At 67.8% G+C, this 23,133-nt stretch carries 23 protein-coding genes and 2 pseudogenes; 10 read left to right on the top strand and 15 right to left on the bottom strand.

What is annotated here, in order from left to right; genetic code table 11:
• Positions 1-160 precede the first annotated feature (160 nt).
• Positions 161-898, top strand: a complete 738-nt coding sequence (locus AB0M67_RS35080; RefSeq protein WP_365751629.1) for an SDR family oxidoreductase — start codon at positions 161-163, stop codon at positions 896-898.
• A gap of 236 nt (positions 899-1,134) precedes the next feature.
• Here AB0M67_RS35080 and AB0M67_RS35085 read toward each other — a convergent pair whose 3' ends face one another.
• The 4 genes from AB0M67_RS35085 to AB0M67_RS35100 form a co-directional block, all read right to left on the bottom strand.
• Positions 1,135-1,893 carry a calcium-binding protein gene (locus AB0M67_RS35085; protein ID WP_365751630.1) on the bottom strand — a complete coding sequence of 253 codons (759 nt, stop codon included), beginning with the start codon at positions 1,891-1,893 and terminating at the stop codon, positions 1,135-1,137.
• Positions 1,894-2,158: 265 nt separating this feature from the next.
• The gene (locus AB0M67_RS35090; RefSeq protein WP_365751631.1) at positions 2,159-2,818 is read right to left on the bottom strand and encodes an NAD(P)H-dependent oxidoreductase; all 660 of its coding nucleotides are present in this window, start codon (positions 2,816-2,818) and stop codon (positions 2,159-2,161) included.
• Positions 2,819-3,089: 271 nt separating this feature from the next.
• The gene (locus AB0M67_RS35095; protein WP_365751632.1) at positions 3,090-3,770 is read right to left on the bottom strand and encodes a response regulator transcription factor; all 681 of its coding nucleotides are present in this window, start codon (positions 3,768-3,770) and stop codon (positions 3,090-3,092) included.
• On the bottom strand, positions 3,767-4,930 hold the full coding sequence (locus AB0M67_RS35100) for a HAMP domain-containing sensor histidine kinase (RefSeq protein WP_365751633.1): 1,164 nt from the start codon (positions 4,928-4,930) through the stop codon (positions 3,767-3,769). The genes AB0M67_RS35095 and AB0M67_RS35100 overlap by 4 nt, the downstream gene beginning before the upstream one ends.
• Before the next feature lie 112 nt (positions 4,931-5,042).
• Here AB0M67_RS35100 and AB0M67_RS35105 point away from each other — a divergent pair, with 112 nt between their 5' ends.
• Positions 5,043-6,575: a hypothetical protein gene (locus AB0M67_RS35105; RefSeq protein WP_365751634.1), complete on the top strand. Its 1,533-nt coding sequence runs from the start codon at positions 5,043-5,045 to the stop codon at positions 6,573-6,575.
• 124 nt (positions 6,576-6,699) lie between these two features.
• Here the strand turns inward: AB0M67_RS35105 and AB0M67_RS35110 are convergent, their stop codons facing one another.
• Positions 6,700-7,449, bottom strand: coding sequence for an alpha/beta hydrolase (locus AB0M67_RS35110; RefSeq protein WP_365751635.1), 750 nt, complete (start codon positions 7,447-7,449; stop codon positions 6,700-6,702).
• 91 nt (positions 7,450-7,540) lie between these two features.
• Between AB0M67_RS35110 and AB0M67_RS35115 the strand changes: the two genes are divergently transcribed.
• The gene (locus AB0M67_RS35115) at positions 7,541-8,089 is read left to right on the top strand and encodes a TetR/AcrR family transcriptional regulator (protein ID WP_365751636.1); all 549 of its coding nucleotides are present in this window, start codon (positions 7,541-7,543) and stop codon (positions 8,087-8,089) included.
• A 262-nt stretch (positions 8,090-8,351) separates the two neighbouring features.
• Positions 8,352-8,678, top strand: a complete 327-nt coding sequence (locus AB0M67_RS35120) for a hypothetical protein (RefSeq protein ID WP_365751637.1) — start codon at positions 8,352-8,354, stop codon at positions 8,676-8,678.
• Between the two features lie 420 nt (positions 8,679-9,098).
• On the opposite strand, the gene AB0M67_RS35125 is transcribed toward AB0M67_RS35120, so the two are convergent.
• The 3 genes and pseudogenes from AB0M67_RS35125 to AB0M67_RS35135 all read right to left on the bottom strand — a co-directional run bounded on the left by AB0M67_RS35125 (position 9,099) and on the right by AB0M67_RS35135 (position 10,741).
• Entirely contained in the window at positions 9,099-9,872 is a 774-nt protein-coding gene (locus AB0M67_RS35125; RefSeq protein WP_365751638.1) for a methyltransferase domain-containing protein, read from the bottom strand.
• A 111-nt stretch (positions 9,873-9,983) separates the two neighbouring features.
• A pseudogene (locus AB0M67_RS35130) lies at positions 9,984-10,088 on the bottom strand (IS5/IS1182 family transposase); the annotation flags it as partial.
• A gap of 317 nt (positions 10,089-10,405) precedes the next feature.
• The gene (locus tag AB0M67_RS35135; RefSeq protein ID WP_365751639.1) at positions 10,406-10,741 is read right to left on the bottom strand and encodes an ArsR family transcriptional regulator; all 336 of its coding nucleotides are present in this window, start codon (positions 10,739-10,741) and stop codon (positions 10,406-10,408) included.
• A 170-nt stretch (positions 10,742-10,911) separates the two neighbouring features.
• Between AB0M67_RS35135 and AB0M67_RS35140 the strand changes: the two genes are divergently transcribed.
• Entirely contained in the window at positions 10,912-12,054 is a 1,143-nt protein-coding gene (locus AB0M67_RS35140) for an FAD-dependent monooxygenase (protein ID WP_365751640.1), read from the top strand.
• A 300-nt stretch (positions 12,055-12,354) separates the two neighbouring features.
• Here the strand turns inward: AB0M67_RS35140 and AB0M67_RS35145 are convergent, their stop codons facing one another.
• Both AB0M67_RS35145 and AB0M67_RS35150 read right to left on the bottom strand, forming a co-directional pair.
• Positions 12,355-13,080: a dienelactone hydrolase family protein gene (locus AB0M67_RS35145; RefSeq protein WP_365751641.1), complete on the bottom strand. Its 726-nt coding sequence runs from the start codon at positions 13,078-13,080 to the stop codon at positions 12,355-12,357.
• A 612-nt stretch (positions 13,081-13,692) separates the two neighbouring features.
• Positions 13,693-14,328 (bottom strand): helix-turn-helix domain-containing protein, encoded by a 636-nt coding sequence (locus tag AB0M67_RS35150; protein ID WP_365751642.1) that lies wholly within the window; start codon positions 14,326-14,328, stop codon positions 13,693-13,695.
• Between the two features lie 86 nt (positions 14,329-14,414).
• Here AB0M67_RS35150 and AB0M67_RS35155 point away from each other — a divergent pair, with 86 nt between their 5' ends.
• The 4 genes and pseudogenes from AB0M67_RS35155 (at position 14,415) to AB0M67_RS35170 (ending at position 16,854) form a co-directional block, all read left to right on the top strand.
• On the top strand, positions 14,415-14,930 hold the full coding sequence (locus tag AB0M67_RS35155; protein ID WP_365751643.1) for a nitroreductase family deazaflavin-dependent oxidoreductase: 516 nt from the start codon (positions 14,415-14,417) through the stop codon (positions 14,928-14,930).
• Positions 14,931-15,050: 120 nt separating this feature from the next.
• Positions 15,051-15,530, top strand: a complete 480-nt coding sequence (locus AB0M67_RS35160) for a nuclear transport factor 2 family protein (protein WP_365751644.1) — start codon at positions 15,051-15,053, stop codon at positions 15,528-15,530.
• 422 nt (positions 15,531-15,952) lie between these two features.
• On the top strand, positions 15,953-16,255 hold the full coding sequence (locus AB0M67_RS35165; RefSeq protein ID WP_365751645.1) for a serine hydrolase: 303 nt from the start codon (positions 15,953-15,955) through the stop codon (positions 16,253-16,255).
• A gap of 63 nt (positions 16,256-16,318) precedes the next feature.
• A pseudogene (locus AB0M67_RS35170) lies at positions 16,319-16,854 on the top strand (PhzF family phenazine biosynthesis isomerase).
• Positions 16,855-16,970: 116 nt separating this feature from the next.
• Here the strand turns inward: AB0M67_RS35170 and AB0M67_RS35175 are convergent.
• The 5 genes from AB0M67_RS35175 to AB0M67_RS35195 all read right to left on the bottom strand — a co-directional run bounded on the left by AB0M67_RS35175 (position 16,971) and on the right by AB0M67_RS35195 (position 21,901).
• Positions 16,971-17,582: a helix-turn-helix domain-containing protein gene (locus tag AB0M67_RS35175; protein WP_365751646.1), complete on the bottom strand. Its 612-nt coding sequence runs from the start codon at positions 17,580-17,582 to the stop codon at positions 16,971-16,973.
• Between the two features lie 505 nt (positions 17,583-18,087).
• The gene (locus tag AB0M67_RS35180) at positions 18,088-19,617 is read right to left on the bottom strand and encodes a DHA2 family efflux MFS transporter permease subunit (RefSeq protein ID WP_365751647.1); all 1,530 of its coding nucleotides are present in this window, start codon (positions 19,615-19,617) and stop codon (positions 18,088-18,090) included.
• A 676-nt stretch (positions 19,618-20,293) separates the two neighbouring features.
• The gene (locus tag AB0M67_RS35185; protein WP_365751648.1) at positions 20,294-20,539 is read right to left on the bottom strand and encodes a hypothetical protein; all 246 of its coding nucleotides are present in this window, start codon (positions 20,537-20,539) and stop codon (positions 20,294-20,296) included.
• Positions 20,540-20,704: 165 nt separating this feature from the next.
• Entirely contained in the window at positions 20,705-21,466 is a 762-nt protein-coding gene (locus AB0M67_RS35190; protein ID WP_365751649.1) for a DNA/RNA nuclease SfsA, read from the bottom strand.
• A 60-nt stretch (positions 21,467-21,526) separates the two neighbouring features.
• Positions 21,527-21,901 carry a nuclear transport factor 2 family protein gene (locus tag AB0M67_RS35195; RefSeq protein WP_365751650.1) on the bottom strand — a complete coding sequence of 125 codons (375 nt, stop codon included), beginning with the start codon at positions 21,899-21,901 and terminating at the stop codon, positions 21,527-21,529.
• 177 nt (positions 21,902-22,078) lie between these two features.
• Here AB0M67_RS35195 and AB0M67_RS35200 point away from each other — a divergent pair, with 177 nt between their 5' ends.
• Positions 22,079-23,077, top strand: a complete 999-nt coding sequence (locus tag AB0M67_RS35200) for a YafY family protein (protein WP_365751651.1) — start codon at positions 22,079-22,081, stop codon at positions 23,075-23,077.
• Positions 23,078-23,133 lie beyond the last annotated feature (56 nt).

Consider the following 23,133-nt stretch of genomic DNA (forward strand, 5'->3'; position numbering starts at 1 on the left):
GTGCGTGCCGGGCGTCGCAGGCCAGGCGGGACTTTCGCAACACGCCCTAGGCCGCGGGCCCGGCGTGCTGCCTGGGTGCACCCCACCCAGGCAGCACACGGCCTGGGCCGCCCGCTGCTCCCCGCCCAGACTCGGTGTCCTCCCGAGAGAAAGGTCAGTCATGGCAGACACGACAGCGAAGGTCATAGCAATCACCGGTGCCAGCAGCGGAATCGGCGAGGCGAGTGCCCGTCGGCTCGCCGCCGACGGGCACCGCCTGCTTCTGGGAGCACGGCGGACCGACCGTCTGGACCAGCTGGTCACGGAGATCACCGCCGCGGGCGGCACAGCGGTGGCCCGGCGCCTGGATATCGCCGAGGCCGCCGATGTCCGGGACTTCGTGGCAGCGGGCTGCGAGCGGTACGACCGGGTGGACGTGATGGTCAACAACGCCGGAGTGATGCCGCTGTCGCCGCTGGAAAAGCTCAGGACGGAGGAGTGGGACCGCATGATCGACGTGAACCTGCGGGGCGTCCTGCACGGCATCGCCGCCTCGCTGCCCGTGATGCGTGCACAGGGCAGCGGGCACATCGTGAACATCGCCTCGGTCGGCGCGTATGAGGTCTCGCCCACCGCCTCCGTCTACTGCGCCACCAAGTTCGCGGTCCGCGCGATCTCCGAGGGCCTGCGGCAGGAGTCCGGCGGTGACATCCGGGTCACGCTGGTCTCGCCGGGGGTCACCGAGTCCGAACTCGCGGACAGCATCGCGGATCCCGCTGCCCGGGAGGCCATGCGGACCTACCGCGCCGTGGCCCTGCCCGCGTCCGCGATCGCGGACGCCATCGCCTACGCTGTCTCCCAGCCGCCGCAGGTCGACGTCAACGAGATCGTCGTACGGCCCGCAGGCAGCGCACAGTGACGGCGGAACCCGGAGGACCGCACTCCCCCGGCCACACCACTCCGGGCCACACCACCGCCGTAATCTACTGTGGCCCGAAGGCTCGCAGGGTGTCCTCGCCATCGGTCCACCAGACTCCGAGCCGCTGCCTGACCAGGAGTGACCAGGTCGTGTCCGGCAGAGGGGGCGGCGCCGCGCGTCCGCCTGCCGCCGGTTCCCCGCACCCCTGCCGGGGGTACGGGGAGCGGTACGCGTTCCTATCGGACGTCGACGTAGTCACCCGTGGCGCTGACTGCCGCGGAAGTCGAGTTGCCCGCGAAGGAGAAGCGGTAGTAGCCGTCGACCGTGGCCTTGGTCGTGGTCTTGATGTTGCCCTTCGAGTCGGCCTTGACGGTCTTCAGCGTGGTGTAGGTGCTGGAGCTCTTCTTGCGGAACTGGAGCGCCACCGACTGGGAGCCATAGCCGCCGAACTTCAGCGTCTCCCAGTTGGCACGGGTGAGCGCGCCGGTGACGGTGATGGTCTTGCCCTTGTTCACCGGCTCCGGCGCGGCGTTGACCGTGAGCTTGCCGGCCCGCTGGAACCAGAAGGAGCCGGCCTTGTCCTTCGATACGAAGTCGCCGTCCTTGGCGTCGATCCACGCGTCGACGTACCAGGTTCCGGCGTTGGAGTTGCTGAGGTAGTCGGTCCTCGGGTCGATCTTGACCGAGGCGGTGCAGGTCGAGGTGGTGGCGTTCGCGGCGGTGCAGGTGGGCTTGCCGGTCATCTCGTAGCCGTAGCCCGGGCCGGTGAGCGAGAACGCATCGGCACCCTTGATGCCAGATTTGTCGGTAGCCGTCACGCTGACCTTGATGGTGGTCAGTCCGGATGTGCCGATGGCCACCTTGTTGTCACCGTCGACGACAACCTTGGTGATCTTGGTGTCCCCGGTCCCGCCGTCGGCCTGCGCGGCCGGGACGGCGACGGCGGACAGGGTCAGCGCGCCGGTTATGACAGCGACAGAGGCGCGGATGCGCATGAGTTGTCCCCTCGTGGGAAGGACGCGGCCCACGGCTCGGCGGCGGCGCCCTTCTTGCTCGTTCATGTCTGCGGGACCTGATGGCCCCTCAGAGGTGAGACAGGAGACGGGAGCAAAAGGTTGTAGAAGATGTGAAGAATTTCGGTACATGTCGTGGGCGTACGCCGTAATGACCTTCGCTACGGCCCCGCAACAGCCCGGCTCCTGCTGGGAACCATGCCCAGCGGGGGCCGGTCCTCCCGGATGGCAGGTCAGCGCGAGCGGGTCAGTCCTCACTCCGGTGGGTGACCGGCGCGTCGGTGCGATCGCCGGGGAACTCGTACCAACGGCGCCGCAGACACACGAACTCCACATCGGCGCGTACCAGCCGCATGAACCCACAGAGCGTGTCGGCGAGCCGCTCCTGAGAGCCGGAGTGGGCGAGCCGACCGTCCTCGGTGAACGCCTCGTAGGCGCGAGGCAGGCTGAACATGTCGGGGTAGACCCGTGTACCCAGGTGTTCGAGGGGGACCCGCAGCGCCCACAGGCCGCGGTTGCCGCCGATCATCGACGGGGAGGACGAGACCAGCATCGCGTGCTTGGTCTTGAACGGCTGCGGCCGTACTCGGGAGACCCAGTCGATGGCGTTCTTGAGCAGTCCCGGAACGGAGGCGTTGTACTCGGGCGACGAGATCACGAACGCATCGCAGCGCTTGATCCTTTCGCACAGGGCCAGGGCGCCGGCGGGCAGCCCTTCGGAATCCTCCACATCCCCGTCGTACAGCGGCATATCGAAATCCCGCATCCTGGCGAGGTCGACCTCGGCACCGGTCTCGGCGATCAGGTCCGACGCCAGCGAGGCGAGCCGCGCGTTGGTGGACCCGGCGCGCAGTGCGGCGCCGAACACCAGAACCCGAACGGGCGGTGACTGAGCGTCCATGGTCATCCTGCGGTCTCTTTCGCCGGGCGGTTGTCCCCCGCCGGCCAGTTTCCCCCAGCCCGGCCTGCCGAGCCAGACGACACTCTTCGGATGGTTTCAGCCTCTTCGGGGTGTCCGGTCGCCCAAGCCGGGCACGTTCGTAAGGACAGCCGGCTGATGTGCCGTCAGATCATGGGAGTTCGTCCCCGGGCCCGACGGGCGGGGCCGGTCCCCTACAGCAGTGCGGACAACAAGTCACCGTGACAGGAGCCGTATGGACCGCCGTGGCTCCGGCCGATCAGAGCTCTCGGACGGTTGGAGCGTCGACGATGCGATAGCCCACCCCGGGCGTCGTCGTGATGACCGGCGGGCCGCCCAGTTTGCGGCGCAACCGGCCGATGGTGACGGTCACCGTATTGGTGAACGGGTCGGCGTTCTCGTCCCACACCTGTTCCAGGAGGTCCTCGGCGCTCAGGAAGCCTGGGCTGGCGCGCAGCAGCGCCTCCAGAACGGCGAACTCCTTGACGGACAGCTCCTGTGGCCGGCCGTCGCGCAGAACGGTCCGGCGTACGGGGTCGAGTTCGAGGCCGGCGGCGCGCAGCGTGCGGGCCCGGGCGGCCGGCCTGCGGCGGGACAGGGACCGAATGCGCAGGACCAGCTCCGGGAAGTGGAAGGGCTTGGCGAGGTAGTCGTCGGCGCCGAGGGTGAGACCGCTGACCCGGTCGCCGGGCGCCCCGGCCGCGGTCAGCATCAGCACCATCGCGCGATCGTCCCGCTCGGTGATCATCTGGCAGAGTGTGTCGCCGTGGATGCGGGGCAGGTCGCGGTCGAGGACCACCACGTCGTACGCGTTCACGTCGAGCTTGGCGGCGGCGGCCAGACCGTCGTGCGCGACGTCGACGGCCATCCCCTGGTCCCGCAGTCCCTCGGCGACGACTTCGGCGAGCGACCGAGCGTCCTCCACGACCAGAACCCTCACGGTGTCACCCCTTCCCGACCGGCTGCCGATGGCAACACCACTGCAACGCGCAGGCCGCCCTCCGGCCGGGCCAGAAGGGCGAGGCGGCCGCCGTGCGCTGCGACGATCGCCGCGACGATCGACAGCCCCAGGCCGGAGCTCCCCTCCGACCCCGTCCGGTCGGCGCCGAGCCGCTCGAACGGTTGCGTCAGCCGGTCCACTTGGCTTTGGTCGAGGACGCGCCCGCCGGTCTCGACAACGAGGCGTGTCTCGGTGTCGTCGTGTTCGGTGGAGATCCGGATCCAGCCGCTTTCCTGGTTGTGCACGATCGCGTTGTCGACCATGTTCTCCACCATCCGGGACAGCAGCGCCGGACTACCCCGCGTCCAGGCGTTCGACCGCACCTCGTCGTCGACGGTCAGCGTCCTCGCGGTGATGTCGGCGCCCCGGGCGGTCAGCGCCTCCTGTGCCAGCTCGCCGAGCGACACGGGGGTCCGGTCGGCCAACGTGCTGTGCTGCGCCCGTGCAAGCACGAGGAAGCCCTCCAGCAGGTGATCCACCCGGTCGAGTTCGGTCCGCAACCGGTCGGCGAGTACGGCGGTCTGCGTCGCGAGCTCCGGTTTGGCGACGGCAACGTCCAGAGACGCCCGCATCGTCGCCAGCGGCGTACGCAGTTCGTGCGCGGCGTTGCCGACAAACCGGCGCTGCGCGACGAATGAGGCTTCGAGGCGCTCCAGAAGACCGTCGACCGTGTCGGCGAGCTCCTTGACCTCGTCGACGGGTCCCGCCACGGCGAGCCGCTGATGAAGGTTCTCCGCGGAGATCCGCCGCGTCGCGGCGGTGATCAGCCGCAGTGGGCGCAGCACCCGGCCGGCGAGAACCCGGCCGAGCAGGAGCGAGACGCCCACCATCACCACCAGCGCGATCAGCGAGCCGACCAGCAGCTGATGGTTCTGCTGCGCGTGCACGTCCGACAGTTGCCTCTGCAGATCCTGGATCTGCTGCTCGGCGGCGGCGAGGTTGGACCGGCCGGCCGGGGGCTGTTCAGGAGCGACGGTTGTCAGCCGGCTACCGGACATCAGGAAGGTCAGGGCGAGCAGCACGATTGCGGATCCGAGAAACCCCGTAGCGTACAAGATCGTGAATCGCCGTCCAACGGTCCCGCTCCACAGCTTGCCCATGATCCTCTTCCCGCTCACGTCCGGCCGGACCCAGGATGTCCCACCGCACCTAACAGCGACATGACAAGGGTGGTTCGGAGCACGTTATGGCCGTATCCGTAGAACCGGATCCATGCTCACAACCAACGCATCACTCCGGCGGGAGTGGACCGGATTCCGGCGTCCGGGCCGGCTGATCGCCATGGCGGCCGCGGCTCTGGTCGTCGTCACCCTCGGACTGCTCTACGCGTTCGGCAACCACGCGTCCTGCGACGGCTCGTGCCCGGCCGAACCGATCGGGCCGGACGGCACCCTCGTCAACGACCAGTTCTACTTCCTGCACCGCGATCTCGGCGAGAACGGCAGCATCACCGTCCGGATGACCTCCATGACGGGTACGATCACCTACCCGCCGCCGAACCATGACCAGATCGTCCCGGGCCTGGTGCCATGGGCCAAAGCCGGAATCATCATCAAGGACGGTGTCCACCAGGGCTCCTCTTACGCGGCGTTGATGCTCACCGGCAGCCACGGCGTGCGAATGCAGTACGACTACCGCCATGACACCGCGGGCAACGGCGGTGGGGTCTCGGCCAAGTCGCCGCGCTGGCTGCGGCTGACGCGGTCGGGCGACACCATCACCGGCTACGAGTCCGCCGACGGCGAGCGATGGGCCAAGGTCGGCACGGCTCAGCTATCCGGGCTGCCCAGGACCGTGCGGGTCGGCCTCTTCGCCACCTCTCCCGGCGACCTGACGCTGCGGCCTGTCGGCCTCGGCGGTGCCACGGAACAGGTGCGCTTCACACAGGCGGGCGCTGTCTTCGACAACGTCGGTCTCCAGGGCTCGGCCTCCACCGGGGGCTGGAGCAGAGACGCCGTAGGTGAGATGAACCGGACCGACTGGGAGAAGTACCACAAGGCGTCCGGGGCGGTGGAGGAGAACGGCACGTTCACCGTCACCGGCATAGGCGACATCGGGCCGGCGGTTGCCGAGGGCGCCGGGCGCCCGGTGGAGCGTACCCTCGGCGGCCTGGCCCTCGGACTGGTCATCGTGCTCGTGGTCGCCGTTCGGTTCATCACCTCCGAGTACCGCCGCGTCCCCGCGCGCGCCGTGCCGGTCACCCGCCGGGCGCTCGCGGCGAAGGCGGTCGTCGTCGGGGCCGCCACGTTCGTGACGGGGCTCCTCGCCGTGGGCATCGTGATCCCGGTCGGCGCGGCGATCCTGGAGGGAAACGGGATCTCCGTCATCGAGGTGTCCGCGCTCACCGGAGTGCGGGTCGTCGTCGGTACGGCCGCCGCACTCGCCCTCGCCGCCGTACTCGCGCTGGCGCTCGGCTCCCTGCTTCGGCGCGCCTGGCTCGCGATCCTCGTCGCCGTCCTGACGATCGTGGTCCCGTACGTCGTGACCTCCTTCCCGCTACTGGCCGACGGCCCGTCACAGTGGCTGCTGCGAGTCACCCCGGCCGCCGGTTTCGCCGCCCAGCAGACCCTCACCGAATACCCGCAGGTCGTCGCCCACTACGCGCCCTCCGCCGGATACTTCCCGCTTCCGTGGGGGGTCGGGATCGCTGTGCTGTGTGCGTACGCGGTGATGCTTCTGGGGCTTGCTCTCAGCCGCCTGCCGCACGGCGGTGAGCGGGCCGAGCAGCCGGTGGACTGGAGGTGACAACTGGAGGTGACGATTGGGGGTGGCCCTTGACGGCGCGGGAGCCCGCGAGTTCCGGCGCCGTCACCGCGGACGGCGCCACCACTTCGAGTGGGTGCATCGACACCTGGAGGGGCTGAGGTCCTCAGTTGGGGAGTGATGCCCAGAAGCGGCGCAGCACGTCCGCTCCCCGTTCGGGGTCCTGGAGCATCCAGTAGTGGGTGAGGCCGTCCAGTTCCGTCAGCTGAGCCTTGAGCCGTTCGGCCATGTCCCGGTCTTGCGAGGGCTGCGCCATGGGGTCACCGGTCGGGGCCAGTATCAGTCCCGGGGCGGCGGCGGGACTGTCGAAGTCCTTGCTCCAGTCGGCGTGGAAGTTGGGCCAGGCCGAGCGGTAGAGCGCCAGGATGGCAGCGCTCATCTCCTTGTCGTGGACCTCATCGATCTCCTTCGCGAGTTCGGCGCTCAGACCCCGGGGACGGAGGAGGTCGCCGAAGGTGGGGCCGCTGCTGGTGGGTGACTTGCGCAGTCCGGCGAGCGACTCCTCGCCCTCCGGGCTCTTCTGCCAGAAGGTGGCCGCCTCATGCCACTTATAGTCGGGATGCCAGCCGTGGGCGACGTCGGACACCCAGCTGCGTACCGGCACGTCGTAAGCGGAGACGACCCGCATCGTGAGGTGGCCACCCCAGTCGTGGCCGACGACGTCGACCGGCCCCTCCATGGCACGCAGTTCGCCGGCGAGCCAGGCCGCGTACGTTTCCTTGTCTCGCAAGTGGGCCGGGCGGGGGCTGCCGAAGCCGGGCAGCCGAAGGGCCACAGTCGGCTGCTCGATCTGTTGCCGGAGGTCGTTCCAGATGGTCGGTGTCTCCGGCACTCCGTGCACGAATACGACGGTCATGACCACTCCCCACGAGTAAGTGGATTAGCTATCAACTTCACCGTAGCACCAACCTGATAACCTATCCATCTAGTGCTGAGAGGGAGGAAAAATGCGGGCCGACGCCGCACGGAACAGGCAGAGGATCTTCGACGAGGCCCACCGCGCCATCACCGCCGGGGAGATCACCCTCACCCTCAACGAGCTCGCACGCCGGTCCGGCGTAGGTGTCGGCACGGTCTACCGGCTCTTTCCGACCCAACGGGCGATGCTGGAGGCCGTCCTGGAGGACTCGGTACGCGGCCTTATCGCCGTGGCGACCGAGGCGGAGCAGAACCCGGAGCCCGTCCAAGCCCTCATCGGGTTCCTCCATGAGGCGCTCTCGGCCGCCCTCGCCCAGCCCGGCCTTATCGACATCCTGATCACCGCGACCGACGAGACGGACTCCCTGCGCGAGGCCAAGGCCGAACTGGGCGCGGAAACCTCCTTCCTGCTCGAACGTATTCGCCCGGCTCCCGCGGTCACCGGCGAGAACCTGCTAAAGCTCCTCTGCGGACTGATCCACGCCGTCAACGAGCACCCGGCGGACCGACAGGCGGCCGCGACCGACGCCTACCTCCGCATCCTCCAGGGCGGCCTCTCCCCGCGCCCCGCCCCGTAGGCGCCACCGACTGCTCACACCGCCGCGTCTCACGCGGCCCAGGCGATCTTCGAACTCCAGGAGGTGGTGAGCTTCCGACTCCCCGCGAAGATCAGCACCCGGGTCCGGGTCCGCCCCGCAGTTCGAGGCCGCGCTCGCCGCCCGGGAGGGGAGTTGAGCGTGCATGGCTGTCCGGCCGTATCAGGAAAGACAGCCACCACCTAGTCTGCCTTGCGTGATCGTCCGATGCGCAAGAATCATCAGCCCGGCGACCGGAGCGGTCGTGAGCGAGCACCCTGGCATGAGTGTCGGAGCCGAGTACCCGGTTCTCGAAGTCCTCGCCGACCCGACCCGCGTGAGGCTCCGTATCGCGCCTCTGCCCAACAGCTGGGAACCCATCGACACCCCTGGGTTGTGGGACGCGGCCATGTTCGAGGTCCTATCCGACCGGATACCAGCCTGTTGGGTGACCCGGCTCGACGACGGCAGACTGACGCTGGCCCCCAAGGAGTGGCAGCGACCTGCCTTCTGGGAGGACTACTTCGACCACCTCCCTCATGCCATGGATGAGTACGACCGGTTGAAGGCCGAGATCATCGCTGAATCGTGATCGTCCATCCCGAGGCTGCGGCACTCCTCGCCTCGGTCGGCTTGGAGCGGAGTGAACCTCAGCGGTGCCCCGTCGACACCCACGATGCCGGCTCCCAGGGCAAGGTCACTGACAAATCCCACGGATGGGGTTTGCGGAGATGACCTGCGGGCGGTGTTGCGAGGGGGCTTGGAACAGGTGCCGCAGCGGTGGGCCGAAGACCCGCTCGTAGCCGTCGTACCGGTTCGGCAGCGACACCTGTCGGGACACACACTTGATGCGGCGGATGATCCGGGCGAGGACTGCGACCCGGTCCGGATCGCAGGATGACGCGTTGGCGGTCGGTCATGGACGGGCTGGACCACGACCTTCACCGAGACCGCACCGCCGCCTACCGCCTCGCCGGCACCCGAGCCGAGGCACCAGCCACGGCCGACTGAATCAACGGGAACAGATCACGCTGACGAGAGTGAACGATGCGTAGAACGGCCCCCGGGAAAGGCTGGCAAACCAGCGATGGCCGCGATCTCGATCGATGTGGCCCTCGTCGATGGCTTTCTGCATGTTGCGGCCGAGGCCCAGGGTGTGGTCCGCCTCTTGGAAGTCACGGAAGACCGGTGTTGTGGCGAGCACCGTTTCGACATGGAAGTCTGCCAGTTCGGCAAGGCGCGCGAGGCTGCGTCCGATGGTCGCGTGGCGGACCACCTCTGCAGTGGTGTAGCGGGTGAAGGCGCGGCTCGTCTCAAGGTCCTCGGCGTCAACGATCAGAGTGTCCCAGTCAGGTTCGGCAAGGCCGATCCGGGCGCCTGGCCGAGTTGCGCGATGGAGCTGCGTAAGAGCGTCCGCGGGTTCGGCAACATGCATCAGGACTCGGTCGATCTTGGCCCGGTCAACCGTGCTCGGCTCGACGGGCAGGACGTGCACGTCCCCTTCGCGGATCTCCACCCAATGCAGACCGTTCGTGCGTTCGCGAGCCTGCGCGAGCATGGCCGGGTCACGGTCTACGCCGATAACCGTGCCGCTGTCCCCGACACGCTCCGCCAGCGCCGGCAGATCCGTGCCCGGGCCACACCCCACGTCGAGGACGGTCTGCCCAGCCTGGACGTCCAACAGGTCCAGCATCTGCTGCTTGTACGCACGGCCGGCATCACCGGCAGCGGCCCGCAGCATGTAGGAGGCCTGGTCAGGTCGGGACACACCAAGAGTCGAAGACATGCAGGCCAGTCAAACACTTGGGTTCCCGACCCGACGTCACATCTCGTGAACATCCACAGGCGCCGAGATCACCAACTGCTGCCGAACTGGCAAGCAAGCGCTGCTCTTTGGCCGGCACCATCGCGTCCCTTGCGCAAGACGACGTGCGGTCAACTCACGGGCGAGGAAGCGCAGAGCGGAGGCGGACAGATCGGCCCCGGCTGGGTAAACAAGCATGCGGAGGCTCCTGGCAGGACGGCTTGGACTCGACACGCACCCGTCTACCAGGAGCTTCTCTACGCCCGGACCCCGCCCTCACTCCAGTCGCACCGGTCCGCACGCAGGTTGAGGAAATCTCAGTGGGTGTTGGCGTGAGGGAGCGCGCGCGGAAGTGCTCGGCGCCGATCACGAGCGCGGGACGGTGGTCGAAGCGACTCCGATCCCCTTCGTGCCCGCGTCGTGCTCGGCTACCTGCCAGCCGGGCGCGAGCTGGATTCGGTCGAGCTCGCGGCTCAGGGCCGACTCGGACTCCCCTCCGGTGTGCTCAGCTGTGCTCAGCGAGGAGCGGTACCGCCCGGGGGCTCTGCTCCCAGGAGCGCGAGCAGCCCGGGGAATCTCTTCTCGATGTCCGCGCGTCGTAGTCGGATGCCCTTGCGGTTGCCGTAGTCGATCTCGTCAATGAGACCTGCCTCGCGCAGGACGCGGAAGTGGTGGGTCTGGGTCTGCTTCGAGATCGGAAGATCGAACGAGTTGCAGCCCCGCTCGCTGTCGCTGCGGTCGGCGGCCAGCTTCGTCATCACCGAACGACGGTGCTCGTCGGCGAGGGCGCGAAACACCGCACCCAGATCGAGCGCATCGGCCTCCGGGCCGACCAGGTTCCTCCCGGCCACGCGGCACCCCCTTCAGGTACGACTTGAATCGTACCTGAAGGATGTGCTCCACTGAGGTACGAAATCTTTCGTACCTTGGTCCGGTTGCGCTGCCCCGTGCCGCCGCTCCCTGAGCCCCGGCCCGGCACTCGCCGCGGACCTGGTCATCGACACTCCGAGAGGTCATCGTCATGAAGAAGCCCGAGGTGCTGATAGTCGGTGCCGGAATCGCAGGGCCCGCACTCGCGTACTGGCTCTCCCGGAATGGATACCGGCCGACGGTCATCGAACATGCCCGGCAGCTGCGCTCCGGTGGTAGCGCGATCGTCGTGAAGGGGCCCGCCATCCCGGTCGCCCAGCGCATGGGCATCCTCCCGCAACTCCGCGGGCTCGCCACCCGCAACCGGTCACTGACCCTGCTCGACCCCGACGGCAGGCGAATCCTGCAACTCCCCCTCACCTCCGACGAGGCGCCGACGGTCGAAGTGACCCGAGCCGACCTGTCCGAAGCGCTCCACCGGTCGGCGCGGACCGAGGCCGAGTTCTTGTTCGACGACACGGTCACCGCTCTCGACCAGGACGGAGGTGGGGTCGACGTCACCTTCCGGCGGTCCCCGCCACGGCGCTTCGACTTGGTAGTCGGTGCCGACGGAATGCACTCCACCGTACGGCGCCTGGTATTCGGACCCGAGCGGCAGTTCGTGAGCGACCTGGGCCTGTACGGCGCGACCGTCCCGCTGGAACCCGACGCCATCGAGGACCCGAGTGAGATGACGATGCTGACCGTGCCGAACCGGATGCTGGTCGTCCACCCCTCGCGGACCACTCCGCTCGCGATCTTCACCTTCCGGGCCGCACAGCTAGCGCCCCACGACCGCAAGAACATCGCCCTTCACAAGCAGACCGTGGCCGACGCCTACGCCGACGTGCGGTGGCGGGCACCGGAACTCGTGGCGGCGTTCCTCGACCACCCGGCTCCGTTCTTCGACCCCCTGACCACCGTCCGGATGCCCTCGTGGTCCCGCGGACGGGTCGTACTGCTCGGGGACGCGGCGGCGGCGACAGCCCTGCTGGGCGACGGGTCCAGCATGGCGATGGCGGGCGCGTACGCCCTCGCAGAGGAGCTCGCCGCCCGTCCCGGTGATCACGCCCGCGCCTTCGCCGCCTACGAGTCGAGGCTCCGCCGTGAGGTAGGTCCGCGGCAGCGACGTGTCGGTCTGCTCTCCAGGCTCATGGTGCCCCGCACCCGGCCGGGCCTCGCGGTGCGCAACGCGGTGGGCCGCGTGGTCGGTCGCACGAACCGGATCGCCTCTCGCGAAGCCGCGAACCGGTAGACCGGGTCCGCATCGACCGGTCACCGAATCTTGCCGGTGACCAACCCCATGACCAGTGCGGATGCGAGGACGTGTGAGACAGGTCGAGGCCGGAATCTCGGTTGACGTTGTCGCTCGCCAAAGTTCACGACGACCAATCTCAGATGATCTTGTCGCTCGGCGTGGGATGGTCAGTATCCGAGCTTGCGTCGCCGCCATGCCTCTGTTTTGCACTCTGAGCTGCGGTGATGTCCCACAAACCGGAGCCGGCGGCGGTCTGCCGGCCTGGTTCGCGGCCCGGAATCGCGGTTGCTGACCAGATCACTCCGTTACGGGCAGGCACTCGGTGAGCAGGTCGATGACGTCGTGCCAGGCGCGCTGCGCGTGCTGTGGGTGGTAGCCGACGCCGGGGACCGTGGCGTGGTCGACTGGCGGGTGGTGGAAGGCGTGCAAGGCGCCGCCGTATACCACGAGGCGCCAGTCGACGCCCGCGGCCTGCATCTCGGCGGTGAACGCGTCCCGTTGCGCGGGCGGCATGATCGGGTCTTCCGACCCGACCCCGGCCCACACTGGGCAGCGGATGCGCGCCGTCTCGCCCGGTCGGCCTGTGGTCAGTGCGTTGACTGTGCCGATCGCGCGCAGGTTGACGCCGTCGCGCCCGAGTTCCAGCCCGATGGCGCCGCCGGTGCCGTAGCCGACGGCGGCGATCCGGTCGGGGTCGGTCCGCGGTTCGGCGCGCAACACGTCGAGCGCCGCGTGGCCGATGCTCCGCATCCGGTCGGGGTCGGCGAGCAGTGGCATGCAGCGGGCCAGCATCTCGTCCGGGTCGCTGAGATAGCGCCCGCCGTGGAGGTCGAATGCCAGCGCTACGTATCCCAGTTCGGCGAGCGCATCGGCCCGGCGGCGCTCGACGTCGCTGAGCCCCAGGCCCTCTGGTCCGAGCAGCACCGCGGGCCGACGGTCGACGCCGGCGGGGAGCGCGAGGTGCCCGATCATCGTCAGGCCGTCGGCCGGGTACTCGACCGTGCGCGTTGTAATCGTCGTCATGAGACTGGACCGTACTGATCGTCGAGCCCGGTCGGGCCGGTGTTCTCCGCCGGCAGAACAGCGCGGGAGTGCCTCTGAAATGCGGCGATGGCTCACAAGATCCGTCACAAACCCCGTTCCCGGAGCAGCGTTATCGGATCACCTGCCCTGGGCACGGTGCTGGGGGTGGACCTGCCGGGTCCTGCGCCGGGGGAACGTCCCTTACACGACGAACAAGTCGGATGCGAAGGGTTCGCGGAAGCGTTCACTGAAGTCGACGGCCAGTAGAGGGAGCCCCGCGAGCGCAGAGCTGGGGCGAACCCGACTGAGCGACAACATCGCGTGAGAATCAGTCTCCGCCCCGGCCAACTGCGACAACGTCACCTGAGATCAGCCGCCAAACTCACGACCACGGCCTTCGCGCTGATCCACTCTGTGACGGAGCACAGGATCAGACGAAGGCCGCCTACACGTCCGCCGAACTGCAAAAACGGTGATCAAGTTCGAGCCGCGTTCGACGCCGGACGTTAGATGACAAGCTAAATGAACGTCCCACACCCACGCTGCCCAGCCCGCCGCACTCTCCCCTTTCGGTCGGCCGGCCCACGGCCCTGGTCGGCACCTGCGGACTGCTCACCTTTGGGGGAGCCGCAACACTGGTGCCGCCTCGGCGGGAAGTGGTTCGCGGTGGTCGGCACGCAGTCCGGCGAGGGAGATGTGCAGCAGCCTGTTCCACATGTGCGGGCGACACTCGTCGGTGACCTGCACGGCGTGCCCCAGGGAGACCAGCAGGAGCAGCAGGTCGTCGGTGGTCACGCCGGGGCGCAGCACGCCCGCGGCGCGGGCGCACAGTTCCTCGATGACGAGGCGAAGCTGCTGGATGCCTTCCAGATCGGGGGCCGACCAGGTCAGTGCGAAGTTCTCCATGATCGCGCTGTGACGTGCGTAGCCGGTCAGGGCTTGCTGGTAGAAGTCGGTCAAGGCCGCCCAGGGGTCTTGGGCGTCGATGGCCGCCTGGCGTGCGGACTCCGCCCATGTGGAGAAGTCCCTGCGCAGGACGGTCTGGATGAGATCTTCCTTCTTCGGGAAGTGCCGGTAGAGGGTGCCCATGCCCACTCCGCTGCGGCCGGCGATCTCGCGTACGTCCACCGCGGTGCCCTGTGCGGCAAGGACTTCGGAGGCGGCCTCGATGATCGCTTCACGGTTGCGGATCGCGTCCACGCGCGGTGCGCGCCGCCTGATGGTGCCTTCCGGTTCATGCACTGCCATAGGGCCGAGCCTACCCGATTATCCGGAGCACGTGCTCCTCATATGTTATTTTGAGGAGCACGTGCTCCGGATAGTGAAGGAATGCCATGTCTGATCCGTCCACGGCCAGCGCAAACGATGCCACGGTGCCTGGCGGCAACACCTGGAACGAAAGGATCATCGCCGAGTTCCGGGCGAATGCCGGGTACGTGCCCTGGAGCAGCGAGGAGGAGTTCGCCGGAGACCGCCCCGTCCCGCCCTGGATGCCCGGTTTCGACAAGCAAGGCATGCCGCTCGTCATGGTGCACAACATCGGGGCCAAGAGCGGGCGCGAGCGGATCAACCCGCTGTTCTTCCAGCCGGTCGACAACGGCTGGGCCGTCTTCGGAACCCACGGCGGCAGTCCGCGTGATCCGGCGTGGTACCGCAATCTGATGGCGAACCCACAGGTCACCATCGAAGTGGGCACGGAGACCGTGTCGGCCGTAGCGCGGCTCGCGCAGGGAGAAGAGCGCGAGCAGATCTGGGCGAAGGAGGTGGCGCTCGTCCCGAAGTTCGCCGAGTTCGAGGCAGCCTCAGGGAGGCAGGTCCCCGTCGTCGTGCTGGAGCGCGTAGACGGATAGGGCTCAGGCTCACTCCTTCTCCCCGGCACAGCCGATACACCTCACCGAGAAACCCGGCGGTCGGCTTCACGCTGCCACCGCAGAGCGCCGACACGCGCTCACTCCAAGGAGCAACCTGCCATGACAATTTCCGCAGAATCCGGTTCAGTTCAAGAACTGCAAGAACTGCAAGAACTACTGGACAAGTCCGCCATCACCGAGGTGATCCACACCGTCGCGCACGCCATGGATGCCCGCGACTGGGATCTGTTCGCGACCTGCTACACCCCGGAAGCCGAAGGCGACTACGTCAACGTCAATGTCGCCGGCCGCGAGGCGATCATCGCGGGAACCAAGGCGCTTCTTGACCCTCTTCACGCCACCCAGCATCTCGTGGGCAACCTCCGCGTCACCATCGACGACGACATCGCCACCACCCACGCCACCTTCATCGCCCAGCACGTGCGCGCAGAGGCGACCGGCAACGGACAGTACATACTCGGCGGCACCTATCACGACACCCTCCGCCGCACGGACGAAGGCTGGAAAATCACCAGGCGTCAAATCCGAGGAATTTGGAGCAACGGCGACCCCTCGGTGCTGCCCACACCCGTTTCCTGAGCCAAGGCGGCGCGGAGCGGCGTGCCCATCGTTGCGCAACGGCGACCAAGGTCGTCTCTCGCGTAGCCGATGTGGCGCGCTTCTTCGATGTCGTGGAGGCGCGAGACGGAGCCTGGCGAGGCAGCGGGTGAACATGACAAGTGGCGGCACGCGTCGGAGCGACTTCGGTCAGTGCGTACTGGGCGTGTTGACTGCGGGGAGGGGCGCTCATGTGGACCTGGCGGCTCGGTCCCTGCACGTGTGCTCATGGACTCGGATTCCGTACGCGGTGTCGACCGGCGGCGGCTGCTCGGGTGGGGCGGGTTGACGGCCGCCGGCGTGATGGCAGGCGCGTCGCTGGTGGGTGCCCAGCCCGGCCACGCCGACCGGGCCCCAACCGACCCGATCCCGCCAGAGACCCGGCCTGGCGGAGCCTACGACCGGTGGGCACCCATCTGAAGGGCTTCGCCAAGGAGATCGCCGAGCAGGTGACGATCCACCATGTGCTGTCCGGCACCTCCGGGTTGGACAGCCCGGAGGAGGACGTGCAACGCGTCTTCCAGAGCCGGGACGAGGTGCACGAGTACTACGAGAGGCGGGCCCGGCAGGCGAAACTGGTGGGCGTCCCGGGCGTTCCTGACACCGCCCATGAGGAGGCGGAGGTCACCATTTCCGCGCTGATCGTGGAGGCCGTGACCGGCAAGACGTACTGGGACTACGTGCAGGAGAACATCTTCGGGCGCTAACCGTCTTCACCGGGAGTCGGCGGCCACCGTCGCTGACCAGCTTGACCGAGTGGAGTACCTCTCATGGAACAGTGGCGATCGCGTTCTTTCGCGCAAGTCGATGTGTTCTCTCAAACGCCGTACCTCGGCAACCCGGTCGCGGTCGTCCTCGACGGTGACGGTCTGAGCGATGAGGCCATGGCGCAGTTCGCCGCTTGGACCAATCTCTCCGAGACGACGTTCGTGCTGCCGGCCACTTCCGCCGACGCCGACGCCGACGCCGACTACAGGCTGCGCATCTTCACCCCGGCGGGGAGATCCCGTTCGCGGGCCACCCCACCCTGGGGTCCGCACACGCGTGGCTGGAGGCCGGAGGCGTCCCGAAGTCGCCCGGGGCCCTCGTCCAGGAGTGCGGTCTCGGTCTGGTCGATGTGCTGCGTTCCGATACGGCTCTGGCCTTCCGAGCCCCCAGCTCCTGCGCGAGGGTCCCGTCGATGACGCCCATCTCGAACGTATCGCCAAGGGGCTGCGCATCGACCGCAAGGAGATCATCGGTCACCAATGGGCCGACAACGGCCCCGGATGGGACGCAAAGGCGTGGTGACGGTTCAGGCACATGAGGGTGAGGTCTGGGTCGGAGGCGCGAGCGTGACCTTCGTCCACGGCACCGTGGATCTGTGACGGCAGGAAGCTCGTCAAGGACAGCTCGAAGTGACATGAACGGAATCACGAGAAACTAGCCGTGGAAGCCCAGCCTTTCGCGTATTTCCTCCTCGGTGAACGACGGAAGCGGGGCCACCAGACCACAGGAGTCACGGAAAGCCCGAAGCAGGGGTTGCCTGATCTCTTGCACGGGAATGTCGCCGCATCGGATCACTGAATCGATCAGGCCGGCGAACGCAAAGTTGATCCGCACCTCAGCTTCGAAGGGAAGATTCGGGCTCGGGAAGAACAGGTTGCACAGCCGCTGCCGCAAGAAGGCCATCTCAGATCGTTCTTCGAATGCGTCGGTGGGTACAACGCCTTCATTGAGGAGTACGCCGATCCCGGCCCTCTCCTCCAGCACTATCTCGACCAGCGCCGCTGTCGTAAATGCCTCCCGCTCTCTTCCCTGAGGCATCTGTGCGGCCACTTTGTCGAGGTGATCCAGTTTTCGTAGCGGTTCGCGGATGACCGCCGCCAAGAGTTGCTGCTTCGAGCTGAAATGGTGCAGGAGGCCGGACTTCGAGTAACCCATCTCGTCGGCCACCTGCTGAACAGACGTGGCCGCGTAACCCTTTTCGGAGAACAGCCGGGCGGCTACCGCGATGATCTCCTCGTGAAGTTGGGCACCTGTAAGGCGGGGCATCGATACTCCCTCAGCTGGACCGACCACTTGGTTGGAATCAGACTATCTGGTCGGTCTGGTCGGTGAAGCGTGCCTCCCGCCCCGAAGATCCAGGGCGGCCATGGGATTTTTGGGTGTGCGACCGCGCTGGTGCTGGCGAACCGGGAAGGCGATCGCCCAGCTCGCCGTCTTCTGCCCTGGCGAGCTGGGGGCCAACGGCACACCATCCATTACGGAGTTTTCCTCGAACGCGAGAGACGCTGACGCCCTGCACGACGCGAAGCCGGCGCGTTCGTGGGATCCCGAAGCGGTTGCGCCGTGACCCCGCAGGCAGCGCGGCTCCGTAGCAGGCAGTGGCCCCTCGGTTGGTAGGAGCTGAGCTTGACGCCTGCGATAGCCGGCCCCGAGGTCGGTGGTTGACCAGAGCCCTCTGTCCGACCGGTCCCCCGGTGTGGGGGACGACCCGCTACAGGGGGACGCGCTGACCGCGGCGTCCAGTGCGCTGGCCGATGTCCGTTTCGAGGGGTCAGCCCATGTGGACGGCCGGTGCGCCTTCGGCGTGCTGCTGCTTCTTGGCGTTGATGGCGGTCGTAGTGACGACCAGAGCGGCCAGGAACATGACGCCGGCTGCGGTGAAGGCCATGGTGTAGCCGTGGGTCAGGGCGTCACTCGCCTTGGCGATCAGGCCGGAGTCCTTGGTGGCGAGGCCCTGGTAGAACGTGGAGGCCGCCTTGGGCAGCTGGTCATTGGCCGCGGAGGTGGAGATGGTCGACAGGATGGCCAGGCCGAGGGCTCCACCGATCTGCTGGGCGGTGTTGAGCAGCGCGGAGGCGATTCCGGTTTCGTGGTGCAGTACGGCGTTGACGGCTCCGAGCGTCATGGGCACGAAGCCCATGCCGAGGCCGAGAGCGGTGACGAACATGGCCGGCATCAGGTGGGCGGTGAAGGAGGAGCCGGGCGTGAGCGTGGAGAACCAGAACATGCCCCCGGCGGCGACGAGAAGGCCTGGTCCGGCAATCAGGCGGGGGGCCGTATGGCTGACGAGCTTGGAGCTGACGGCGGCGGCGATGCCCATGCCGAGGCTGAAGGGCAGGTAGGCGAAGCCGGTCTTGACGGGGCTGTAGCCGAGGATCAGCTGCATGTAGAGGGTGAGGAAGTAGAAGGTGGCCATCATGCCGGCGCCGATGAACAGCATCGTGCCGTAACTGCCGGAGCGGTTGCGGTCCTTGAACAGGCGCAGCGGCATCATCGGGTGTTCGGTGCGCGCTTGGACGACCAGGAACACTGTCAGGAGGGCGGCGGCCACGGCGATGGAGGTCAGGGTGAGGCTGTCGCTCCAGCCGTGCTCGCCGCCGCGGGTGATGCCGTAGACCAGGGCGATCAGGCCGCCGGTGCCGGTGACGGCGCCGGGAACGTCCAGGCGCCCGGGGTGACGCTCGGCCTCAACGAGCAGGCGGGTGCCGGCCAGGACCGCCAGGCCGATGGGGATGTTGACGAAGAACACCCAGCGCCAGTCCAGTCCGTCGGTCAGCACGCCCCCGAGCAGCAGGCCGACCGTGGCGCCGATACCGGCCATGGCCGCGTACACGCCCATCGCTTTGTTACGCGGCTTGCCGGCCGGGAACGTCGTGGCGATCAGTGCCAGGGCGCTGGGCGCCGCGAGTGCCGCGCCTACGCCTTGCAGAACGCGGGCGCCGATCAGCAGGCCCTCGCCCGGAGCGAGTCCGCCCAGCAGGGAGGCCAGGGTGAAGACGGCGATGCCCGTCTGGAACATCCGCCGTCGGCCGAACTGGTCGCCTGCCCGGCCGCCGAGCAGCAGCAGTCCACCGAAGGCCAGGGCGTAGGAGTTGACGATCCACGCCAGGTTCGCGTCGGACACATCCAGTTCGGTCTGGATGCTCGGCAGGGCGATGTTCGTGATGGTGCCGTCGAGGACCAGCATCAGCTGAGCGGCGGCGATCACCACCAGGGCGAGCCCCATATGGCGGCCACTGGACGAGGCGCCGGAGGTATCCGCGGGCGCGGGGGTGGTGACAGTCGTGCTGTCGGCAGGCATGGAAAGAACTCCAAAGGATGGATGCCGTTTTCACTCATACACGCGGAAGCGGGCATGAGGAATCAACTTGGGTGTACAGGAAACATGCGATCAGGCGAACTGGGTGCCGCAATGAGTATCTGGACGAAATCCGGGGTTGCCGTACAAAATGGCACCCCTCGCAGAGCTGAATAAACACCGTAACACCATCACGACTACCGTTTACAACAGAGTCGCTCACCCTCTGATGTGTTTGTTCTCGCGCTTGACAGCCTTGGTCGCCGTGTGGGCACTCGGGCGCCGGCGAGTGCAGATATCGCTTGCTTTTCCTGTGCGAGTGTGCGCAATCGGGGAATTCCGGCGGGCCGTGTACACGCTTCTTCCGGATTTGCAAATTGACTCGCATGGTCCAGGAAAGTCTCTGCTGGTGTGGCGCTAAGAATGTCCAGTGATGTCGGATTCGAATCATGCGGAAATGTCAACGGCCTCGTAGCCTGCCACGACACTCGCACTCCTCGGGGCTCAGGAGCCCCTCCAGGGTGACGTACCCGTCGCGTTCGAGTACGGCGAAGTCCGCGTCGACGACCGCCGGGTCGACGGACCCCCCGGGTCGGCGGTCCGAAAGGACCGGGTCCGGCTGATGGCCGCGGGCTGGTTGCCGGTGACGGCTCGGAGGGACTCGCCGCCCCGAGGCCGGTCACGGCCGCAGGCCGACCGCGCCGGCGATGAAGGCCCACACCTCGTCGATGACGGCTTCCGCGGGCGGGCGCGGGGTGCGGGCGAGGGCCACGGCGGCCACCGCGTTCAGCCCGCCGAGCGTGGCCGCGGCCGGCATCTCCGGATCACGCTCGCCGGGGAGTTCGCCATCGCGCTGGCCGCGGGCGATGTTGTGGGAGCCGAGCTCGGTCAGCCTCCGCGGCAGCCGGGTGTGTGCGGCGGCCACCTCGCCGTCACTGATCAGCCCGCCCAGCAGGACCGGCGCCAGCAGCTCCGTGTAGAAGTTGAGTTCAACTCAATTCTCCAGGGGTGGGACACCAGCAGTTCGTACCAGCGCGCGGTGCGAGCTCCTCGCCAGCAGCAGCCGCACCCGCTCCGACTGCCGAGTGGGCTATTCCAGGAACTGCCGGGTGAGCCCGTACTGGCGGAGCACGCGCACGCCGGTGGGGTCGAGCTGGAAGTTGATCTGCCAGATCTCGACTCCGCGTTGCAGTGCTGTGGTCACCTCGGTTTTGACGGAGCTGTGGTGAGTGCTCGGCAGTACCTGGAAGCCGGGATTGTCGTAGAGGAAGCAGACCAGCAGGATCGCGCGCTCGTGCTCTGCGAGGCTGCGGCCCAGTTCACCGATGTGCTTGACGAATCGGTCGGTCGACCTCAGCGGGGATTGCGGCCGGGTCCTGATGTGGTCGCCGAGAGCGACCTGGAGGTTCTCCAACGGGGTCTTGACCTCGATGTAGGTGTCCTCGTTGACGAGGAAGTCCAGCCGCGACTTCCCGAGGAACTGCTCGCGCCGAACGGTTGTCGTCGTGACGACTTCCGGCAGGAGCCGGTGTGCCAGCGCCTGTTCGACGTAGCGGTTGGCCGCGGTCTGGTTGATGCCGATCCAGGCGAGCGCACCCGTGCCGGGCTCAGTGACCGAGACGGCCTCGACGGTGTAAGGCGTCTTGCGAGCGGAATTCTCGGCACGCGAGAGCAGGCAGGGCAGGCCGTCCAGGACCAGGTTGCCGACGCGGCCGGTGGTCGGGCAATGGCATGCGATGGTGGTGCCCTCCACCTCGACGTCGATGATGAACCGGTTGGGCCGCCTCACCACGGTCGCCGCCACCAGCGGTTCGGGAAAGAGGATCTTCCCGTCCCGGACGTGCAGGCTCATCGCTGTTCCCTTCGTACGTGTGGCGGCCGACGGCGCGGCACGCACCGTCGGCCGGGTCGGTCAGTGCTGGGGGGTGCCGCCAGCCTGGATGAGGGGGGAGAGGTCGAAGTGGCTGCGGACCTCGGTGATCAGGCCGTTCTCGACGGTGAGGTAGTCCATGCCGGGGAAGTCGGGCGCGAACGGCGCGGCGAGGGTGTAGACGACGGCCGCGTGGGCGTCGTCGCCCAGGGCATCGATGAGGGTGGCGCCGTTGAGCGAACCGGAGAAGGGGCCGATGAAGGTCTGGAAGCCTTCCTTGCCCTCGAAGACGCCGTTGGGGGCCTTGCAGACGGCGGTCTCGGCGACGTAGCCGAGCGCGGTGTCGACGTCGTTCTTCATCCACGCCTCGGTGTAGGCCTTGGCGATCTGCACGGCGGAGCCGCTGGTGGCAGTCATCAGGATGTTCCTTTCACGGTGTGTCACCCCATGTGACCTGCGGATTCCAATGCACCCCTGTGCGCCGGGAACCCACCTGTCGGGAGCCTCGGGCCACCTCGTTCGGCGTCCCGATGTCCACATCCTCCGCGCTGTATATGACACCTTGTGTCATATACGTGAGAGATTTTTGGAGCCATGAGATCCGACCGCCTGCTCTCGATCATGCTGTTGCTGCAGACCCACCAACAGCTGCCCGCCGCCGACCTCGCGAGCCGTCTGGAGGTCTCGGTCCGCACCGTGATGCGGGACGTGGAGGCCCTGTCCGCGGCCGGCGTACCCGTCTACACCGTCCGTGGCCCCCAGGGCGGCATCGCCTTGCTGCCCGGCTATCGCACCGACGTCACCGGGCTGACCGCAGATGAGTCCCGTGCCTTGTTCGTGCTGCTCTCCGGCACCACCCACGCCGACCTCGGCCTGGCGTCGGCCCTCGGCTCCGCCCTGCACAAGGTCATGGCAGCCCTGCCCGCACCCCACCGCCCCGACGCGGACCTGGTCAGCCGGCGTATCCTCATCGATCCCGTCCGCTGGCGGGCCACCCCCGGCCCCGCGCACTCCGCCCTTGACCTTGGTGTCTTCCAGCGAGCGGTCTTCACCGACAGGCAGCTGCGGCTGCGCTACCGGCACGGCCGCGACCAGCGCCTGCGCACCTACACGCTCGACCCCTACGGCCTGGTCAGCAAAGCGGGCGTCTGGTACCTCGTCGCCGACCACCAAGGTGAACCGGGTCTCTACCGCGTCGACCGCGTCCTGTCGGCCACCGTCCTGGACGACCCCGTCCAGCGCCGCGACGGAATGGAGCTCGCCGAGGTGTGGCAGGACCTGCGCCGCCGCATCGACGACATCCCCGCCCCGTACGCCGTCACCGCCCGCGTCCGCGAGACGCTCCTCGCCAAGTTCCTCCGCATCCACGAGGCCGACCTCGCCCCTCCCTCCGAGGGCGGCCCTCCACTCGCGGGCGACGATGAGCCGGGCTGGGTGACCGTCCACCTGCGATTCCGCGCCCTCGTCGCCGCCGAAACCCTGCTCGCGTTCGGTCCCGACGTCGAAGTCCTCGTCCCCGAAGACCTCCGCCAATCCCTCGGCCACAGGGCCGCCGTCACCGCCGCCCTCTACGCCGGCCCCGAGGACGACTGACGAAGCAGACGAGCGCATCCCCAGCCGGCCAAACCCAGGCGCGGCAGTTCGGTTTG

Source organism: Streptomyces sp. NPDC051662, from assembly GCF_040681655.1.
GTDB lineage: Bacteria > Actinomycetota > Actinomycetes > Streptomycetales > Streptomycetaceae > Streptomyces.

Excerpts from the sequence above, each read along its gene's own strand:
- AB0M67_RS35150 (WP_365751642.1), bottom strand. The coding sequence starts at position 14,328 with ATGGCAGTGCATGAACCGGAAGGCACCATCAGGCGGCGCGCACCGCGC.
- AB0M67_RS35175 (WP_365751646.1), bottom strand. The coding sequence starts at position 17,582 with ATGCCCCGCCTTACAGGTGCCCAACTTCACGAGGAGATCATCGCGGTA.
- AB0M67_RS35105 (WP_365751634.1), top strand. The coding sequence starts at position 5,043 with ATGCTCACAACCAACGCATCACTCCGGCGGGAGTGGACCGGATTCCGG.
- AB0M67_RS35085 (WP_365751630.1), bottom strand. The coding sequence starts at position 1,893 with ATGCGCATCCGCGCCTCTGTCGCTGTCATAACCGGCGCGCTGACCCTG.
- AB0M67_RS35100 (WP_365751633.1), bottom strand. The coding sequence starts at position 4,930 with ATGGGCAAGCTGTGGAGCGGGACCGTTGGACGGCGATTCACGATCTTG.
- AB0M67_RS35110 (WP_365751635.1), bottom strand. The coding sequence starts at position 7,449 with ATGACCGTCGTATTCGTGCACGGAGTGCCGGAGACACCGACCATCTGG.
- AB0M67_RS35090 (WP_365751631.1), bottom strand. The coding sequence starts at position 2,818 with ATGACCATGGACGCTCAGTCACCGCCCGTTCGGGTTCTGGTGTTCGGC.
- AB0M67_RS35155 (WP_365751643.1), top strand. The coding sequence starts at position 14,415 with ATGTCTGATCCGTCCACGGCCAGCGCAAACGATGCCACGGTGCCTGGC.
- AB0M67_RS35140 (WP_365751640.1), top strand. The coding sequence starts at position 10,912 with ATGAAGAAGCCCGAGGTGCTGATAGTCGGTGCCGGAATCGCAGGGCCC.
- AB0M67_RS35190 (WP_365751649.1), bottom strand. The coding sequence starts at position 21,466 with ATGAGCCTGCACGTCCGGGACGGGAAGATCCTCTTTCCCGAACCGCTG.
- AB0M67_RS35180 (WP_365751647.1), bottom strand. The coding sequence starts at position 19,617 with ATGCCTGCCGACAGCACGACTGTCACCACCCCCGCGCCCGCGGATACC.
- AB0M67_RS35080 (WP_365751629.1), top strand. The coding sequence starts at position 161 with ATGGCAGACACGACAGCGAAGGTCATAGCAATCACCGGTGCCAGCAGC.
- AB0M67_RS35200 (WP_365751651.1), top strand. The coding sequence starts at position 22,079 with ATGAGATCCGACCGCCTGCTCTCGATCATGCTGTTGCTGCAGACCCAC.
- AB0M67_RS35195 (WP_365751650.1), bottom strand. The coding sequence starts at position 21,901 with ATGACTGCCACCAGCGGCTCCGCCGTGCAGATCGCCAAGGCCTACACC.
- AB0M67_RS35115 (WP_365751636.1), top strand. The coding sequence starts at position 7,541 with ATGCGGGCCGACGCCGCACGGAACAGGCAGAGGATCTTCGACGAGGCC.
- AB0M67_RS35125 (WP_365751638.1), bottom strand. The coding sequence starts at position 9,872 with ATGTCTTCGACTCTTGGTGTGTCCCGACCTGACCAGGCCTCCTACATG.
- AB0M67_RS35145 (WP_365751641.1), bottom strand. The coding sequence starts at position 13,080 with ATGACGACGATTACAACGCGCACGGTCGAGTACCCGGCCGACGGCCTG.
- AB0M67_RS35160 (WP_365751644.1), top strand. The coding sequence starts at position 15,051 with ATGACAATTTCCGCAGAATCCGGTTCAGTTCAAGAACTGCAAGAACTG.